Here is a 17634-nt window from a genome sequence, read left to right on the forward strand (position 1 = left end):
GTAGACTTTCTTGTTATGTCTTGTTTTTACAAGTTTTAAAAATAGGGATTATTGATAAGAATCAATTCTATTTATAAAAAAAACCGAGTTACAAACTCGGTTTTTTATGTCTTTTATTTTTAAAATTCTATGTATTCGTCTTCTGGATTTCTTATGATTATTGCACCAAGCGTAATTATCATTTCATCTTTAGAGGCAGTAGTTTTCTTTAAATTTATTTTAATTTTTGGGTTATGGGTAAGTTTGAATTCTACATTATCATAAGTAAGATAAGATACTTGTAATATATCTCCTTTTTTTGCCTTTATAGAGAATTTGCCATCAAAATCAGAATCTATATTTTTTCCTTTTATCTTTATGGATGCTCCAGGCATTGGTAGTTTTTCTTCGTCATAAACGGTTCCGGTATATGTAATTTCGTCATTATTATCAACAGAAATTGTGTCATTATGTTTTATATCGGTTTGTTCTGTTTTTATAGTTTCTTGTGCTTTTGCACTCTGATTACCTAATCCTAAAAAGGTAATTACAGATGCCGCAGCCATCGCCCAATAAGAGTTTTTCTCTTTTGGAGTTGTGATATTTCTGTTAAGTTGTGTACTATTAAAACGACCACATAAGGTATTATTCTTAGTATATGCTAATAGAATTTCTCTATCTGATGCTTTTGTAAAATCAATTACATCCTTTTGGCAATTGCTGCAAAACCGACCTTTTTCGGTTGGTGTCATTTCTAGCCAATTTTCGTGGCAAGGCTCGGGAATCGTTATTTTGATATTATTTTTCATTTTAATTTGAATTAAATTTTGATCAGACAAATAATATTACGGGAATACATTTTGTGTGTGTCTAACTTTTATGAGTTTTAAAAATGTATTTAATCATCTTCTGTTTTTACAGTAACGACTTCTCCTATAAAATAATAATTTTTCATTATTGGTTTAATTTTGAGATCATTTTCAAGTTTAAATTCGGTGGTTGAAAAATCTTCATGCTGAAATATTAAAACAGCTCCTTTTTTTGCCTTTATTGTAAATTCTCCGTCAAAATTAGTTTTGGTTTCAATTTTGGTTCGTTTTACTTTAACATTAGCATCTGTTATTGGGTTGTTTCGAGAATCATATAAAGTTCCTGTATAGGTTATGAGGTCTTTTTTAGATTTAGCCTTTATATTCTCTTTAAGTTGTTTGCGGTCTGTCTGTTCTGTTTTTGCTTTTTCTTGTGCTCTTGTTGTTTGATTACCTAATCCTAAAAATGTAATTACAGATGCAGCAGCAATCATCCAAAAAGAGTTTTTCTCTTTTGGAGTTGTGATATTTCGGTTAAGTTGCGTGCTATTAAAACGACCACATAAGGTATTATTCTTAGTATATGACATAAGAATTTCTCTGTCTGATGCTTTTGTAAAATCAATTACATTCTTCTGGCAATTGCTGCAAAATCTACCTTTTTCAGATGGTGTCATTTCTAGCCAATTTTCATGGCAAGGCTTCGGAATTGTTATTTTGATATTATTTTTCATTTTACTTCAAAAATTATAGCTGTACACTTTCTTGTTGCGTCTTGCTTTTACAAGTTTAAAAATAGGAATTAATTGATAAGGATTTGATTATTTTTTTAAAATAATTAGAATTTAATTGGTATTGATAGAATGTTATACTGTCTGGATTAATTAGAATTTGACTCAGATTATCTTAGGCTAATAGTATCTTATCCGATTTTGTTTTTGAGGTATTCTTTTAGGTAAAACATTGGTTGTCATCTTCTTTTATTCTTTTTATTTGTAACAAATCAGGTATAAATAGTCTTTCATTTTTAATCTTTAAAAAAAACAATAATTATGCAAACAGAATTTTTAGTGTCAATATTTTTATTCTTTGTTTCAATGTTATTAATGCTTTTTCCGCCCAAAAATATTAATCGTTTTTATGGTTATAGAACTAAGAAATCGATGAAAAATATTGAGAATTGGAATTTTTTAAATCATTTTGCTTCAATTGCATTTTTTGTAATCTCGGTATGTAATATTATTGGTTTTTGTGTAGCATCGCTATTTGTAGATGAAGTAAACAAAAAGGTTTTTGCAATAATTTTATTAGCTGAATTAGCCTTGCTGTTTTTTGTTACGGAAAGGAAATTATCAGAATATGAAAAAATTAAATTATAAAAGCTAAAGATGTTGTAGTAACAATATTTTTGCATTCGTATTTTATCGTATTTATGAGAACTATTCGTTTTTTTCGGGAACGAAATAATACGGTTGAGGTCTGAAAAATGACCTTTCAGTCGTTTTAAAAACAATTTAAGTGGTTAATTAAGGAATTTTACTTTTATAATTGTTTAAAATGATATAACTATGAGCTCACCACTTACTATTATTGCTGCTACAAATTTTTCTGATATAGCAAATAACGCTGTTGCTTATGCAGCGGGACTTGCAAAAGCTACAAGTGCCAAACTTGTTTTGTTTAATTCTTTTTCTTTGAGTTTACATAGCTCTAATGCGCATATTACAGCTGAAGCTATGCAAAAGCAAATTGAAAAAGCTACCGAAAAACTAGAGGCTTTTGGAAAAGAAATTTCAAATCTTTATGCTATTGAGGTAAGTAGTTTCTGTAAATATTCTTTTCTTGAGGATCAGCTTGTTTCGATAATTGAAGATACTAATGCTGAACTAGTTGTCATGGGAATGGCAGAACGGTCTTTTGAGCAGGAATTATTAGGAAATTCGACAACTTCGGTAATAAAAAATCTAAATATACCAGTATTGGCAGTTCCTAAAAATGCTCGTTTTCATAACATACAAAAAATACTTTATGCTTGTGACACTTTAAGTTTCTCTTCTATAAAAAGATTTAGCTGGTTAAAAGATTTAGTAGGGAATCTGGGAGCAGAGCTAGAGTTCTTTAGCGTAGATCAAAAAATAGATGATCTTAAGCAGGAGCAAGGGGTACAGCTATTAAATTCTTCGCTTGAAGAAGAGTTTAAAGAAGTTAAATATATTTATAAGACTGTGAAATCTAATGCTGTAATTAATGAGATCCAGAAAGAAATCAAGAATTATAATGCAGATATTTTAGTAATGGTACCACAAAGGTATGGTTTTTGGGATTCTTTAGTTCATAAAAGTAAAACCAGAATCATGGCAGCAGGTTTAGATATACCCCTATTATCTTTCCCTAATTTCTGATGATATTTTTATTTTATATAAAAAGCAAAGAAATAACAACATAATCGATTAAAAATGAATGCAACAATTACGGCTATAGGTGGCTTTGTACCGACTTCTATACTAAGTAATGAGATGATATCTAAAACGGTTGACACAACTGTTGAATGGATTGAAAAGAGAACTGGAATAAAAGAACGTAGACTAGCTACTAGCAAAGATCAAGCAACTTCAGACCTTGCTTGTGCTGCAATTGAAAATTTATTGCAAAACTATGATGTTGACCCAAAAGAAATTGATGGATTACTGCTGGCAACGGCAACTCCTGACCATCTTTTGACTCCTACAGCAAGTAAATTATGCGAAATAAGTGGACTAACTAATGCATTTGGCCTTGATCTTAACGCTGCTTGTAGTGGTTTTTTGTACGCGCTAGAAGTAGGTGCAAGCATGATTGAAAGTGGTCGATACGAAAAAATCATTGTGGTTGGTGCTGATAAAATGAGCTCAATTGTAGATTATGAAGATCGCAATACCTGTATTCTTTTTGGAGATGGAGCAGGGGCAGTTCTTCTGGAAAAAACAGACTTAGAGTATGGAATGATGAAAAGCATCTTGCGTACTGATGGTAGCGGAACATCGGCATTATTAGTACCTGGAGGTGGCTCTAAGCTTCCTGCTACTGTAGGAAGTATTGTAAACCGAGATCATTATATTAAGCAAGAAGGAGCTTTTGTATTTAAAAGAGCTGTAGAATCTATGAGTAGCGTTTCTCAAGATGTTCTTGCTAGTAATAATTTAAGCGTAGAAGATGTTGATTGGGTTGTGCCACATCAGGCTAATCTAAGGATTATTAATGCTGTAAGCGAAAGTTTAGGTATTGGTGCAGAAAAAGTTAAGGTGAATATTGATAAATATGGTAATACAACATCGGCGACAATTCCGTTATGTCTTTGGGATTTTGCTGCTGATTTTAAAGTAGGTCAAAACATATTAATCACCACTTTTGGAGCTGGTTTTTCGTGGGGAGCGACTTGTATAAAATGGGGAGTGATGAGAAAACAAAAAACTACAAAATCTTTAAAAAACGATAAAAAATCAGAATATGCTATAACGCATTAATAGAGAGATTTTAATTACAACACTAATTTTTTAATACAACAACTGTTCTTATACTAGCTTATGAATTCAAAGACACTAAATAAAACCAACGGTAAGAATTTTTTCTATAAATATTATAGAATCATAGTAATACCAGTCGTTTTTTTAGTGTACTTGTCTTCATATTTTTTCTTAAATCCTTATCGAAATTTCGATGAAGGTTCTTTTTTAGATTTAGATTGGACTCATGATGTGTCCTTAATTCTGGTGTATTGTGCAATCCTCACTGAAATAAGTCTTTTTGTAGGACGTACTCTAAATCACTGGATTAGTTGGGAACAAAAGCCTATTTTTAGAGCCTTTGTGCAATTTTTGTTTCTCATTATAGGGAACATTCTTTTAAATTATCTGTTCTCTTTTTTATGGAATTTTTTTTACCCCGAGGTACCATTAAAAGAAAGCGAACTTCTTATTATATGGCAATCCTATTTAATGGCAGCTATATTATCCCTTTTTATAAGTTTTATTCATACGAGTATATTTTTGCTTAATAGATGGCGTGTAACTTCTGAGGAAGCTGCTGAGCTTAAAATTAAGGCTTCTCAACTGCAGGAAGCTGTAACAAGATCTGAATTAGAGTCTTTAAAATTGCAGCTTGATCCCCATTTTACGTTTAATAATTTTAGTACTCTTACCGAATTAATTCATGAAGACCCACTCTCGGCAGCTTCATTTTTAGAGAATATCACAAAGGTTTATCGTTATATGATTTCAAACCTTAATAAAGACACTATTACAGTAAGAGAAGAAATAGAATTTTTGAATGCTTATTTTTATCTTTTAAAGAAACGTCTTGGCGATAAGGTCGAGTTAAAACTACAAGTTAATGCAATTTGTATGGAGTTACATTTACCGCCTTTAACACTGCAATTATTGGTAGAAAACGCTGTAAAACATAACGTAGCTACATTGTCTAATCCGCTTATAATTTCTATTTATTCGGATGTTGGAGATGTTGTTGTAAGGAATAATTTGCAACCTACATCGGGCAAAAGTTTTGTCTCTACAGGTGTTGGGAATAAAAATATTGAATTTAGATATAAAATATTATCTGATCGAATGCCTGTTTTTTCTGAGTCTAATGGGTTTTATTGTGTTCGTTTACCTTTAATATAATAATATGAAAATTTTAATTGTAGAAGACGAAAGTATCAATGCCAATCGTCTTAAAAGATTATTGGAAGAATTGGAACCAGATTGTAAAATTCTTGATATTATAGATACAGTTCAAGGCACAGTAACATGGCTGAATACTAATGCCATGCCCGATTTAATTACAATGGATATTCGTCTGGCAGACGGTATAAGCTTTTCAATTTTTGAAGAGGTAAAAATTACTTGCCCTATCATATTTACCACTGCTTATGATGAATATGCGGTAAGAGCTTTTAAGGTAAATAGTATTGATTACTTAATGAAGCCTATTGAAAAGAATGAGCTTCAGGATGCCTTAACTAAATTTAAGTCTTTGGCAAAAACTAATCATAATACGGAGGATATTGCAGGAATTCTTAAAGGTTTTATGAATAAACCATCCTTTAGATTACGTTTTTTAGTTACTTACCGAGACGGATATAAAAGTGTAGATGTTACCGACATTGATTTTATATATTCGGAATTTAAAACGTCGCATCTTTTTCTTAAAAATGGCACTATTATAGCAATTCCACAAACGATGGAAGAGCTTGAAGAGGAACTAAATCCAGATATTTTTTTTAGAGCCAACAGGCAATTTTTTATACGTGCTCAAAGCATAAAATCTATTTCTAATTACTTTAATGCTAAGCTTAAAATTCTACTTTACGGAGATTCTGAACGTGAGGTAATCATTAGCCGAGAAAAAGCACCTTTTTTTAAGCAATGGATGGATCGCTAATACCTCTAAAGATATACGTTACGTATTAATTTTATCAATACTGAACTTTTTACTACCGGATTATTGTCATTTGTGGAATGATAATAATCCGGTTTTTTTATTATTGAATCTTTCTAACAGAATCCTGAAGGTTCTTTTTTCTTTGGTAACCTACGTATTCGTTTCAGTATTGAATAATTACGGTTGGGTAATCTTCCAACAATTAAAGAGGGATTTCGGTTGTTATTTTGCCGCCAAATTCGATGTATTCATTCAAAACGAAACAAAATGACAAAACAGTTTTTCCAGAATAATAAAACACTTAGTAAAATGGTAGTTTTATTGATTATCATTAGCTTTTCTTCGTGCGGAAAAGGTGGAGCGGAAGCTTTAGAAGCTCCAAAACCAGAAGTAGATTTTTTTCAGGCTAAATCTATAACTGGTGAAGTTGAAAAAAAATACCCAGGAATTATCGAAGGTTCAGTTAATGTTGATATTAAGCCTCAGGTTTCAGGATATCTTGAAGCAATTTATGTAAAAGAAGGAGATTACGTAAGCAAAGGACAATCACTTTTTAAAATTAAAGGAGATGTTTTTGTAGAGCAAGTTAATAATACTCGTGCTGCATATAAGAGCGCATTGGCAAATCTTGCAAATGCTAAATTAGAAATTGAAAAGATTAAACCTCTTGTGGATGCTAAAGTATATTCGGATATGCAATTAAAAACAGCACAAGCCAATTATGAAGCTGCAGTAGCGCAAGTAGCACAAGCAAAATCGGCTTTGGGATCTTCACAACTTAACGCTGATTTCTCTTTGATAAAAGCACCAGTGAGCGGTTATATCAGCCGTATTCCTAATCGTGTAGGTAATTTGGTTACCCCTTCAGATGCTGTTCCATTAACCATACTTTCAGATATTAATACCGTCTTTGTGTATTTCTCTTTGAGTGAAGCTGATTATTTATCTTTTTCTAAAGATTCACAATTAAACCAATCTGTAAGTTTGATTTTGGCAGATGATAGTTTGTACGAACATCAGGGTAAACTAGAAGTTGCCAGTGGTAATATTGATCGTACTACGGGAACTATTGCATTAAAAGCAATTTTTCCAAATCCAAAAAAACAATTGCGATCAGGAGGTTCAGCAAGAGTTGTATTAAATAGCAGTTTGTCTTCGGTAATTAGCGTACCAATGGCAAGTGTAAAAGATATACAAGATAAGTTTTTTGTATATGTTTTAAGACAAGGTAACAAAGTAGCAATGGTACCTATTGAAATTACAGGTAGTGCTGGAGTAAATTATTTTGTAAAAGCAGGTGTAAAATCGGGTGACAAGATTGCATTAAATAGTATTGATGCACTTTATGACAATATGGAAGTAGTTCCAAAAGTAGCTACAAAAGCGCTAAGCAATAAATAATTTTTGGTTTTTAATATAAAATAACATTTTTCCATGTTAAAAAAAATAATAGACAGGCCTGTATTGGCTACGGTTATCTCCATTGTATTGGTGATATTGGGTATCATAGGTCTTACAAGATTATCGGTAACGAGGTTTCCAGATATTTCGCCACCAACAGTAATGGTAAGTGGTATTTATCCCGGAGGAAATAGTGAAACCGTTATTCGTTCTGTGGTAACACCACTTGAGGAACAAATAAATGGTGTTGAGAATATGCGGTACATAAAATCTACTGCCAGTAATGATGGATCTTTTTCTATCAGTGTAATTTTTAAACAAGGTATAGATCCAGATCAGGCAGCGGTAAATGTGCAAAACAGAGTACAACAAGCTACGCCAAAATTACCGCAGGAAGTTGTAAGAATGGGACTTACGACCTCTAAGCAGCAAAATAGTATGATTGTTATTTTTAATCTTTATACAGATGATAATAACAAATACGATGAGTTGTTCCTTCAAAACTATGCCAATATAAACCTTGTTCCGCAAATGAAGCGTGTGCCAGGAGTAGGTCAGGTACAGATTTTTGGACAAAAAGATTACTCTATGCGAGTTTGGCTTGATCCACGCAAAATGGCAAATGCAGGGTTAGTACCATCAGATATAAGTCAGGCAATTGCAGATCAGAGTTTAGAGTCAGCTCCAGGAAAATTAGGAGAAGAATCAAAGTCGGCTTTAGAGTATGTTATCAGATATAAAGGGAAAAAAAATAAGCCAGAGCAGTATGAGAATATTGTAGTTAAAACAGATGGTCATAATATTTTAAGGCTTAGAGATGTTGCGAGAGTAGAATTTGGTTCTATTTCTTATAGTGGAGATAATAAGTCTAGCGGTAAAAATGCCGTTACAATGGCAATATTACAGACTTCAGGGTCGAATGCAAACGATATTGAAATCGGGGTTAATAAGGAAGTAGAACGTTTGTCTAAATCTTTTCCTCCGGGTATTAAATACGTAAATGTAATGAGTACCAAAGAAAGACTTGATGAAGCAACAGGACAAGTAAAATCGACTTTGATAGAAGCCTTTATTCTGGTTTTTATAGTAGTATTTATATTCCTGCAAGACATTCGCTCGACGATTATTCCTGCTATTGCAGTTCCGGTTGCTATTGTAGGAACGTTTTTCTTCTTGCTAGTGTTTGGGTTTACAATCAATATTCTAACGCTTTTTGCTTTGGTTCTCGCCATTGGTATTGTGGTCGATGATGCGATTGTGGTGGTCGAAGCCGTGCATAGTAAGATGGAAGAAGATTCTGGGCTTTCCGCCAAAGAAGCTACACATAGCGCCATGGCAGAGATTACAGGAGCAGTTGTATCGATAACATTAGTAATGTCGGCAGTATTTATTCCTATTGGTTTCATGACAGGATCATCAGGAATATTCTATAAACAATTTGCTTATACACTTGCTATTGCAATTATCATTTCGGCAGTAAATGCACTTACGCTTACACCAGCGTTGTGTGCGCTTTTGCTAAAGAACAATCATAGTGGTGATCACAAAAATGATGCTCATAAAACAGGATTTAAAGAACGTTTTTTCGTAGGATTCAATACAGGATTTAACAACCTAACGGGTAAATATATTAAAGGAGTTCGTTTTCTTATTGGCAGAAAATGGCTTGCAGGAGGATTAGTTGTAGGAATAAGTGCTATTGCTATGGTAATGATGATGTCTACTCCTAAAAGTTTTGTACCAATGGAAGATGATGGGTTTATGCTTTACAGTTTAGCAATGCCTCCAGGAACAGCATTAGATCGTACTACAGCAGTAGTTGAAAAGATAGAAAAAGAACTTGCAACAGTAGAAGCAATTGAAAATAATACTAGTATTACAGGTTTTAATATCTTAAGTAATAGTGCCAGTCCAGCTTACGGATTAGGGTTTATAAAATTAAAGCCTAAAAAAGATAGAGGAGCGGTAAAAGATATTGATGAGATTCTTAATATGGTTAATGGCAAATTATCGGTTATAAAAGAAGGTTCGATTATGGTACTGAGAATGCCTCCTGTAGAAGGATTTGGTGTAACAAGTGGTGCCGAGATTGTGCTTCAGGACAGAACAGCACGTAATCCAGCTACATTAAAAGCTATGGCCGATAAAGTAATTGGGCAAATTATGCAGCAACCAGGAGTTCAATACGCTTATACTACATTTAGAGCAGATTATCCGCAGTTTGAACTAGAAGTAGATGAGGAGAAAGCTAGTCAAATGGGAGTTAATATACGTGAGCTTTTAAGTAATATACAAACTTATTTTGCAGGAGATCAGTCGGCAGATTTTACAAGATTCGGAAAGTTTTACAGAGTAAATGTTAAGGCTGATGGAATTTTTAGAACAGATCAGGATGCGTTTAATGAGATATTTGTGAGAAATGCAAAAATGGAAATGGTACCTGTAAAATCTCTTGTTAAGCTACATAAGGTTTACGGACCAGAATCTGTAGATCGTTACAACCTTTATAACTCGGTTAATATTACTGCGGTAGCATTACCAGGATTTAGTAATGGAGAAATTATGGGGAATCTAGAAACTGTTCTGAATAAACTTCCGTCTGATTATAGTTATGAGTGGACAGGATTAAGCCTTGAAGAAAAAGAAGGAGGGAACCAGACTATTGCCATATTTGGTTTATGTCTGCTGTTTGTATTCTTTTTATTGGCTGCACAGTACGAAAGTTATTTATTACCTCTTGCAGTATTGCTGTCTATTCCAACAGGTATTTTGGGAGCTTTTGTGGGAGTTAAAGCAGTAGGACTTGATAACAATATTTATGTTCAGGTTGGTTTAATTATGTTGGTCGGGCTTTTGGCCAAAAATGCCATTCTTATTGTAGAATTTGCGCTTCAAAGACGTTATGCGGGGCTATCTATTGTAGAAGCAGCTATCGATGGAGCCAGATCGAGATTAAGGCCAATTATCATGACATCACTTGCTTTTATTGCTGGTATGTTACCATTAATGTTTGCCTCAGGAGGAACAGCAGTAGGAAACAGATCTATTAGTGTAAGTGCTGCTATCGGAATGTTTAGTGGTGTTGTTTTGGGAGTTTTTGTAATTCCGTTACTTTTTATACTATTTCAATATTTACAAGAAAAAGTATCAGGTAAGAAAACAGTAATTAAAACTATAAAAGAATAATAATGAGAGTACTATATAAAATTGGGATTTCTTTATTCGCAGGTGTTTTGCTAACATCCTGTGTAGTAGGGAAAAAATATTCTCGCACAGAATTAAATGTTCCCGAAAAATATCGGGAAGAGGTAGTATTAACAGGAGATACTATTTTGCATCCTTGGAAAAATTACTATAAAGATCCATTGTTGGTTGATTTGATAGAAAAAGCCCTCGTTAAAAATAACGAGGTGCTTATCGCCATAAAAAGCATGGAGCAGTTGGATCTTACGTATAAACAAGCAAAGTTATCACTATTGCCAACGCTGGATTTTGATGCAAATGCGAGCCGTAGTTATCAGTCTAAAAACTCGCTTAATGGTTCTTTAAGCGCACAGTTTACCAGTAAGGATTATATGGACGATTATAGTGCAAACATTCAGTTGTCTTGGGAAGCAGATATATGGGGAAAAGCAACTATGCAAAAAAGAGAAGCCAAAGCTAGTTATTTTGCTCAAAAAGAGAATCTTTCGGCTTTAAAAACCAGAATTATTGTTCAGGTTGCACAGTCCTATTACAATCTTTTAGGATTGGATGAGCAACTTAAAATTGCACAGAAAAATATTGAGTTAAGTGATAATACTCTAAAGATGATGAAGCTGCAATATAATTCGGGAGCAATTAGTTCCTTAGCGCTTTATCAGACAGAAGCTCAGAAAAAAACAGCCGAATTATTGGTTCCTTTAGCGAAAGCGAATATTGCAGTTCAGGAAAACGCACTACAAATTTTATGTGGAGAATATCCGGATAGCATATTACGATCAGGAAATCTGGAAGTAGCAGACTTTGATGTTGTTTTACCTTCAGGGATTCCGGCATCGCTTTTAAGCCGAAGGCCAGATGTAAAAGCTGCTGAATATGCTGTTATGTCTGCAAATGCTAAAACAGGATTGGCAAAAGCAACGATGTATCCGGCACTGAGTTTGAGACCATCAATAGGAATTAATTCATTTGAGTTTGATACTTGGTTTAATTTCCCTGGTTCAGTAACCAAAACTTTAGCTGCAAATTTGGCACAGCCAATATTTAGAAAACGTGAATTAAGAACTGCTTATGAAATTGCGATTATAGAACAAGAAAAAGCAGTTATTCAGTTTAAGCAATCTTATATAACTGCCGTTGGAGAAGTTAATGATGCCATGTCTCAATTAAAATATGCAGATGAGCGTATGGGACTTGCAACCGAAAAAGCAGTTTCTTTAGATAAAGCAACTTTTGATGCGACATTATTATACAAAAGTGGTATGGTAACTTATCTAGATGTTATTGTTGCTCAAAATGGCGCATTGCAAAATGACTTAGATGTTGTTGCTATAAAATTAGAAAAGCTAAATGCTGCTATAAATTTATATCGTGCTTTAGGAGGCGGAGTGCAATAGATAGTTGTTAAGGAACAAATAAACCATCATCTTTATAATAATTTATGCAGATGATGGTTTTTTATTTTCCTTGTTTTGTAAGGGCTGCGGTGTGTTTTAAGTTTTATTTGTTCAAATTTCATAGATATTAAAAACCAAAGTTGGGATAATAGCGTAAATGCTTTTATAACTAAAAAATAAAATCATGAAAACGAAAAACATTTTAGCAGCAGCATTTTTTGCATTAGTATTTGGAGCAACTTCTTTCGCTCAAAAATCAGTTATGGTTGGAGGAGCAGCAATGTATCCAAACAAAAATATTATCGAAAATGCGGTAAACTCAAAAGACCACACAACATTAGTAGCAGCAGTTAAAGCGGCAGGTTTGGTAGAGACTTTAGAAGGTAAAGGACCATTCACTGTTTTTGCCCCAACAAATGAAGCATTTAACAAATTACCAAAAGGAACTGTTGAATCATTATTGAAACCAGAAAATATCAAAATGTTGCAAAATATTTTAACTTACCATGTTGTGGCAGGAAAAATGAATGCATCAGATATTGCTAAAGCAATAAAAGCAGGTGGTGGAAAAGCAATGCTTAAAACAGTAAGTGGTGGAACTCTAACAGCTTGGATGAAAGGAAAAGATTTGTATATAAGTGACGAAAGCGGAAACAAAGCCAAAGTTACCATTGCAGACGTAAACCAATCTAATGGTGTAATTCACGTAATTAATACGGTATTATTACCAAAAAAATAAAGCCCTGATTGTCCCAATAATCAAAAAAAAGTCCTGTATGTTGTACAGGACTTTTTTTGTGTTTTTTAGTGTGTATATTTTGCCTCAAACAAAGTGCAGTGCTAGGTAAAACATTTACAAAGAAGTATCTCTTGTTGGTTATTTTGGTAGATGTGCAATTAATTCAATTTCTAATTTTGCTTCAGGCATATATAATCTTTGTATTTGAATCCATGTAGCAGCAGGAAAATCTTTATTGTAATATTTTTTTCTGACATAATTTAATTTTTTCATTTCTTCAATATCAGTTGTATATAGATTTTCTTTTACTACATTTTCAAACGTTGCTCCAAAACTAGCTAAAGAAGCCTTTAAATCATTATAAACAGCTGCAATCCCTTCAGGAGTAATATCAGTTGTTACAGCACCAGAAATATAAAGAACATTCTCAACCTTTAAAACTTGACAATAACCAATAACTGTATCTTGTTTTACTTTGTTATTCCAATGCCATTTTTCTTTCTTAATCTGTTTTTCTTGTGAAAAAGCGCTACTAAAAATCAATATAAATGGAAGTAAGATAATGTATTTCATGTTGGTTTAATTTTGATGAGGTATGTGTGAAATAGTTCTACGAACATACAAATATTCAAAATTTTTAAAAAACATAAAACTTACATATTTGTTAGATTTTTAGTGACTTATGATTTTGTGTTTCACATTTAATCAAAAAAAAAGTCCTGTAGGTTGTACAGAACTTTTTTTGTTTTTTATAGAAATGTATAGATTTAATCTAAAGCACGTTTTGTTACAAAGTAGCGGTAACCAATTAACGCCATTTGCCATTTTTTTGCTTTTGTAATATCAAGTCCTTGCTTGGTAAAACTGGGTAAAATCAATTTGTTTATCTGAGCTAGAATTTTATACATAAGAGTAGGATTTTTTTCAAAGATATAAAAAAAGACTTTGTAGTGTTACAAAGCCTTTTTTCATTGAATTTTAAACAAGTTTTTAAATACTATTTTGCAAGTAGTTTGTCTATTTTAGTTAGCATTTCTTTGGCATTTGCGTTTTCTGGCGAAAGTGCCAGCGCTTTTTGATAAGCCTGTTTAGAGGTTTCAAATTGACCATTATTAAAGTAACTTTCGGCAAGACTATCAAATGCATTTCCTGATTTAGGATTCTCCTTTGTATTTAGTTCAAATACTTTTATGGCGTCTTTTATTCTTCCGTAATTCATCAATGTGTAGCCAATAACATTTAACCTGTCTTCAAACTTCCATTCAGGATGACTTTTTTTCTGGGTAAGATAATTTTGTTCTGCTTTTGTAAAGCTTAATTTTAAAAAATCTTGTGTAATCTTTTCGTCAGCCAGTAAGTAATCATCTACTAGGGTTTTATCTACAATTCCCGCTACATGATTTACTACTTGAGATTGTACATATAAATTGTCATATTTATGACCGTTTGATAAAAATATGATGGTTAAATCGTTTTTAACAAACTTCCTGAAAGCAGTTTCATTTCCTCCTGTAAAACCATACGAAATGACTTTATTTACAGGGTAAAAGTCCCAACCATATCCGAAAGCTTCTTTACTATTAGTGTATTGAAAAGGTTCCCACATCGAATATTTTGTTTCCTTTTTCAAGAAAGTATCTTTATCCAAATTTTCATTCCATTTAATAAATTCGGGTAACGTAATATTTAAACCATTTGCAGAATGACCATCCGAACCACTGTTTAAGGTATTTTTTGCATACTTTTTGGTTTTTGCATTATAGTTATACCTAAACGCACTATTCGGAACGGATTTGCCAAAGTCTGCTGAAAAATAAACGCCTGATTTTACCTCAGGAAATTGATTTTGTAGAATGTATTCTTCAAAAGTTAAACCAGTGATTTTCTCTATAATCTTGGCAAGAAAAAAATAATTAGTTTGATTATAATTGTATTGACTTCCAGTTGCAAACTCCATCGGTTTTTTTGATAGTATTGCGATTTTTTCATCATAAGGTAAAGAGACAGGAATATCTTCAAACGCTACGATGTTTGGTAAACCAGAGGAATGCGTTAACAGATTTTTTACTTTTATACCTTGCCATTCTTTTGGGAGATTGTTAAGGTATTTAGAGATAGGATCTTCCAGAGATAATTTTCCTTTTTCTATAAGTTGAAAAACTCCAACATTTGTTATCAACTTTGTTGTAGAGAAAATCTTAAAAGCGGTATTTTTATCTACAGATTTATTATCCTCAAAAGAAGCTTTTCCATAGTATTTCTCATAGATAACTTTTCCGTCTTTAATAACTGCTAGTGCCACTCCCGGAATTTCATTTATCTCGATTACTTCATTAATATAGTTATCGATTTTTTGTTTTATTTCCTTTTGATTACTATCTGTTTTCTGACCAAAACAGATGTTGAAAATGAGTAGAAATATTGAAATTAAAAATGTTTCTTTCATAATAACAATTGAGGTATGACGCACGTATTTTTATGATTTTGTATAACAGATTAGAAAAATTTCTTTTCTTATTTTGATTTGTTTTCTTTCTCAAATGCCTTCATTTCCTTCTCATGTTTTTTCATATCAATTTCATGTTTTTTCATGTCTTGATTGAATTTTTCCATTTCCTGGTTAAATTTCTCCATATCAATGTTAAATTTGGCCATTTCTTTTTCAAAAATAGCTTCACGCTTTGCCATTACAGCTTCAACTTCTTTTTCGTAAGCAGACATGTCTGGTTCAAAAGCTTCCATCTTTTTATTAAATTCAGCCATTTCTTTATTGAATTTTTTCATTGCCTTCTCATCATTTACATCTTTTGGATGTACAGGAGGTTTTGGCATTTTAGACATATCTACATTAGCAACAGGCATCGCTCCTTCTGGAAATGAAGGTGGAGTTGGAGGAGTAGGAGGAATAGGAAGATTTTCGTCGTTATAATAATCGTCAGCTCCATCTGGTCCTTCGCTCATAGTTACAGGTTGATGAGTTTTTTCACCAGTTTGTAAATTAATAGTTTCGGTACCATCTTGGTTTTTTATTATAATAACACCAAAAGGTTTTATGGCTTCATTACCACTAGTTTGCATTATTTGAGATTTCCCGTTTTTTCTTCTTATGTCAACTCTTATTCCAGTTAATTCATTAGCAGAATTTCTTGTTATTGCACTAAATGCAATGATTACCTCATGATTTGTTTTTAATTTTTGTACAATTTCATTTAACTCTTTATCCGTTGTATTCTTTTTAATTTTGTATACAGATACATCTTTCGGATCCGATTTTGTATTCATAGAAGTAGTTTCTTTTACCTCTTTTTGATCCTTTTCTTGTGCAATAAGTTTTACTTGAAAAAAGAATACAAATGCTCCCAATAGCGGAAGAACTAAAGCGTACTTCCAGTAATTTTTCTTTTTTGATTGATTTTTGTTTAACATGACGATTCGTTTTTTGATTAATGATTGATAAAAGTGATTGGTGATTGCAACACAATTTTCATGTGTTGTGATTTTTAAAAGCGTGTATTGATACGCTTTTTTGTCTGTAATTCTTTTCAAAGCTTCAGCGTCGGCAATAAATTCTAAGTTTTGCATAATAGCTTTCTTGTATAGCCAAACGATTGGATTAAACCAAAATGCAATACAGAAAATCCTTGCCATTAATACGTCTGTGGTATGATTTTGTTCGCTATGAATTTTTTCATGTTCCAAGATATTCTCCAATTCGCTCGTATTGTACAGTGATGAGTTGTACACAATATAACTGAAGAAAGAAAACGGAGCAATATTCTCAGAAACATCCACAAACTTAAAATCAGCTTGGTTTTGAACAGTTTTTCCTTTAATAACCCTTTTTAGACTATAAAAGTCGAAGGCAAATTTTAATAATAATACAGTGATGATTGAAACATATAATATAATAAGACACAGGTTTAAATGTGTGTCAAGCCAACTCTCCTCTACAGGAATTGTTTTAATTGTGGTATTTACTGGAGCTGCAAAGTTGGTGGGAGTGGGAGCAACGCAAATTATCTTGGTATAAACTACAAAAGGCAATACGATCGATGTGATTAATCCCGATAGTAAAAACCATCTATTGCTATTAAAAAAAGTTTCTTTTCGCAATAAAAAGTAGTACGCCAAATAAAACAAGGTGATTAGTCCGCTAGTTTTAAGAATATAGATAAAGATTGCCTCCATAAATTATTATTTTTTGTTTTCTATCATGTCTAAGATTTCGCGTAACTCATCTGCCGAAATTTTTTCTTCTTTGGCAAAAAAGGAAACCATATTCTTATACGAACTATTAAAATAATTATCAATTGCTGTACTCATAAAACGTTTGCTATATTCTTTTAGAGTTACTACAGGATAATATTGGTGTGTGTTCCCAAAAGGAGTGTGTGCCACAAAACCTTTTTCTTCCAAGTTTCTCACAATGGTCGATAAGGTATTGTAATGCGGCTGATCCTCCGTAATTTCTGCTTGGATTTCTTTTACAAAAGCTTTGTTCAACTTCCATAAAATGTGCATTATCTCTTCTTCTTTGTTGGTTAACTTTTGCATGTTTTCTAATTTTAATTCAAACTTACAACTAATTTTATAGTTACACAACTATAAATTTAGTTATTTAACTAATTTTTTAGTTATTAATAAATTACAGAGATTTAATTAGAAACGTATTTCTGTTTTAAGATATTGT

At 32.4% G+C, this 17634-nt stretch carries 16 protein-coding genes; 9 read left to right on the plus strand and 7 right to left on the minus strand.

Annotated elements, in window-relative coordinates; translation table 11 throughout:
- Positions 1 to 119: 119 nt before the first annotated feature.
- The gene (locus tag IW20_RS10325) at positions 120 to 788 is read right to left on the minus strand and encodes a carboxypeptidase-like regulatory domain-containing protein (RefSeq protein ID WP_035621602.1); all 669 of its coding nucleotides are present in this window, start codon (positions 786 to 788) and stop codon (positions 120 to 122) included.
- A gap of 89 nt (positions 789 to 877) precedes the next feature.
- Positions 878 to 1522: a carboxypeptidase-like regulatory domain-containing protein gene (locus IW20_RS10330; protein WP_035621604.1), complete on the minus strand. Its 645-nt coding sequence runs from the start codon at positions 1520 to 1522 to the stop codon at positions 878 to 880.
- Positions 1523 to 1840: 318 nt separating this feature from the next.
- On the opposite strand from IW20_RS10330, the gene IW20_RS10335 reads away from it, so the two are divergent.
- The 9 genes from IW20_RS10335 to IW20_RS10375 all read left to right on the plus strand — a co-directional run bounded on the left by IW20_RS10335 (position 1841) and on the right by IW20_RS10375 (position 12944).
- Positions 1841 to 2167, plus strand: coding sequence for an SdpI family protein (locus tag IW20_RS10335; RefSeq protein ID WP_035621608.1), 327 nt, complete (start codon positions 1841 to 1843; stop codon positions 2165 to 2167).
- Between the two features lie 189 nt (positions 2168 to 2356).
- Positions 2357 to 3190 (plus strand): universal stress protein, encoded by an 834-nt coding sequence (locus IW20_RS10340; RefSeq protein ID WP_035621610.1) that lies wholly within the window; start codon positions 2357 to 2359, stop codon positions 3188 to 3190.
- Between the two features lie 54 nt (positions 3191 to 3244).
- Positions 3245 to 4291 carry a 3-oxoacyl-ACP synthase III family protein gene (locus IW20_RS10345; protein ID WP_035621613.1) on the plus strand — a complete coding sequence of 349 codons (1047 nt, stop codon included), beginning with the start codon at positions 3245 to 3247 and terminating at the stop codon, positions 4289 to 4291.
- Positions 4292 to 4351: 60 nt separating this feature from the next.
- Complete coding sequence (locus IW20_RS10350; protein ID WP_035621617.1) at positions 4352 to 5446, plus strand: sensor histidine kinase; 1095 nt, start codon at positions 4352 to 4354, stop codon at positions 5444 to 5446.
- Positions 5447 to 5450: 4 nt separating this feature from the next.
- Positions 5451 to 6206, plus strand: a complete 756-nt coding sequence (locus IW20_RS10355) for a LytR/AlgR family response regulator transcription factor (protein WP_035621618.1) — start codon at positions 5451 to 5453, stop codon at positions 6204 to 6206.
- Positions 6207 to 6473: 267 nt separating this feature from the next.
- Positions 6474 to 7607 carry an efflux RND transporter periplasmic adaptor subunit gene (locus IW20_RS10360; RefSeq protein ID WP_035621619.1) on the plus strand — a complete coding sequence of 378 codons (1134 nt, stop codon included), beginning with the start codon at positions 6474 to 6476 and terminating at the stop codon, positions 7605 to 7607.
- 33 nt (positions 7608 to 7640) lie between these two features.
- Complete coding sequence (locus tag IW20_RS10365) at positions 7641 to 10793, plus strand: efflux RND transporter permease subunit (RefSeq protein WP_035621620.1); 3153 nt, start codon at positions 7641 to 7643, stop codon at positions 10791 to 10793.
- A gap of 2 nt (positions 10794 to 10795) precedes the next feature.
- Positions 10796 to 12205, plus strand: coding sequence for an efflux transporter outer membrane subunit (locus IW20_RS10370; RefSeq protein ID WP_051885693.1), 1410 nt, complete (start codon positions 10796 to 10798; stop codon positions 12203 to 12205).
- Between the two features lie 184 nt (positions 12206 to 12389).
- Positions 12390 to 12944, plus strand: a complete 555-nt coding sequence (locus IW20_RS10375) for a fasciclin domain-containing protein (RefSeq protein WP_035621627.1) — start codon at positions 12390 to 12392, stop codon at positions 12942 to 12944.
- Between the two features lie 138 nt (positions 12945 to 13082).
- On the opposite strand, the gene IW20_RS10380 is transcribed toward IW20_RS10375, so the two are convergent.
- The 5 genes from IW20_RS10380 to IW20_RS10400 all read right to left on the minus strand — a co-directional run bounded on the left by IW20_RS10380 (position 13083) and on the right by IW20_RS10400 (position 17498).
- The gene (locus IW20_RS10380) at positions 13083 to 13517 is read right to left on the minus strand and encodes a RidA family protein (protein ID WP_035621630.1); all 435 of its coding nucleotides are present in this window, start codon (positions 13515 to 13517) and stop codon (positions 13083 to 13085) included.
- A 194-nt stretch (positions 13518 to 13711) separates the two neighbouring features.
- Positions 13712 to 13852, minus strand: coding sequence for a hypothetical protein (locus tag IW20_RS10385; protein ID WP_035621632.1), 141 nt, complete (start codon positions 13850 to 13852; stop codon positions 13712 to 13714).
- A gap of 89 nt (positions 13853 to 13941) precedes the next feature.
- Positions 13942 to 15390, minus strand: coding sequence for a serine hydrolase domain-containing protein (locus IW20_RS10390; RefSeq protein WP_035621634.1), 1449 nt, complete (start codon positions 15388 to 15390; stop codon positions 13942 to 13944).
- Between the two features lie 68 nt (positions 15391 to 15458).
- On the minus strand, positions 15459 to 17132 hold the full coding sequence (locus IW20_RS10395; protein ID WP_035621636.1) for a M56 family metallopeptidase: 1674 nt from the start codon (positions 17130 to 17132) through the stop codon (positions 15459 to 15461).
- Between the two features lie 6 nt (positions 17133 to 17138).
- The gene (locus tag IW20_RS10400; RefSeq protein ID WP_035621639.1) at positions 17139 to 17498 is read right to left on the minus strand and encodes a BlaI/MecI/CopY family transcriptional regulator; all 360 of its coding nucleotides are present in this window, start codon (positions 17496 to 17498) and stop codon (positions 17139 to 17141) included.
- Positions 17499 to 17634 lie beyond the last annotated feature (136 nt).

The sequence above is a fragment of the Flavobacterium hydatis genome, assembly GCF_000737695.1.
In the GTDB taxonomy this organism is placed as follows: domain Bacteria; phylum Bacteroidota; class Bacteroidia; order Flavobacteriales; family Flavobacteriaceae; genus Flavobacterium; species Flavobacterium hydatis.

Bases quoted from the DNA above. Each gene is read 5' to 3' on its own strand.
- IW20_RS10325 (WP_035621602.1), bottom strand. From the start codon at position 788: ATGAAAAATAATATCAAAATAACGATTCCCGAGCCTTGCCACGAAAAT.
- IW20_RS10330 (WP_035621604.1), bottom strand. From the start codon at position 1,522: ATGAAAAATAATATCAAAATAACAATTCCGAAGCCTTGCCATGAAAAT.
- IW20_RS10335 (WP_035621608.1), top strand. From the start codon at position 1,841: ATGCAAACAGAATTTTTAGTGTCAATATTTTTATTCTTTGTTTCAATG.
- IW20_RS10340 (WP_035621610.1), top strand. From the start codon at position 2,357: ATGAGCTCACCACTTACTATTATTGCTGCTACAAATTTTTCTGATATA.
- IW20_RS10345 (WP_035621613.1), top strand. From the start codon at position 3,245: ATGAATGCAACAATTACGGCTATAGGTGGCTTTGTACCGACTTCTATA.
- IW20_RS10350 (WP_035621617.1), top strand. From the start codon at position 4,352: ATGAATTCAAAGACACTAAATAAAACCAACGGTAAGAATTTTTTCTAT.
- IW20_RS10355 (WP_035621618.1), top strand. From the start codon at position 5,451: ATGAAAATTTTAATTGTAGAAGACGAAAGTATCAATGCCAATCGTCTT.
- IW20_RS10360 (WP_035621619.1), top strand. From the start codon at position 6,474: ATGACAAAACAGTTTTTCCAGAATAATAAAACACTTAGTAAAATGGTA.
- IW20_RS10365 (WP_035621620.1), top strand. From the start codon at position 7,641: ATGTTAAAAAAAATAATAGACAGGCCTGTATTGGCTACGGTTATCTCC.
- IW20_RS10370 (WP_051885693.1), top strand. From the start codon at position 10,796: ATGAGAGTACTATATAAAATTGGGATTTCTTTATTCGCAGGTGTTTTG.
- IW20_RS10375 (WP_035621627.1), top strand. From the start codon at position 12,390: ATGAAAACGAAAAACATTTTAGCAGCAGCATTTTTTGCATTAGTATTT.
- IW20_RS10380 (WP_035621630.1), bottom strand. From the start codon at position 13,517: ATGAAATACATTATCTTACTTCCATTTATATTGATTTTTAGTAGCGCT.
- IW20_RS10385 (WP_035621632.1), bottom strand. From the start codon at position 13,852: ATGTATAAAATTCTAGCTCAGATAAACAAATTGATTTTACCCAGTTTT.
- IW20_RS10390 (WP_035621634.1), bottom strand. From the start codon at position 15,390: ATGAAAGAAACATTTTTAATTTCAATATTTCTACTCATTTTCAACATC.
- IW20_RS10395 (WP_035621636.1), bottom strand. From the start codon at position 17,132: ATGGAGGCAATCTTTATCTATATTCTTAAAACTAGCGGACTAATCACC.
- IW20_RS10400 (WP_035621639.1), bottom strand. From the start codon at position 17,498: ATGCAAAAGTTAACCAACAAAGAAGAAGAGATAATGCACATTTTATGG.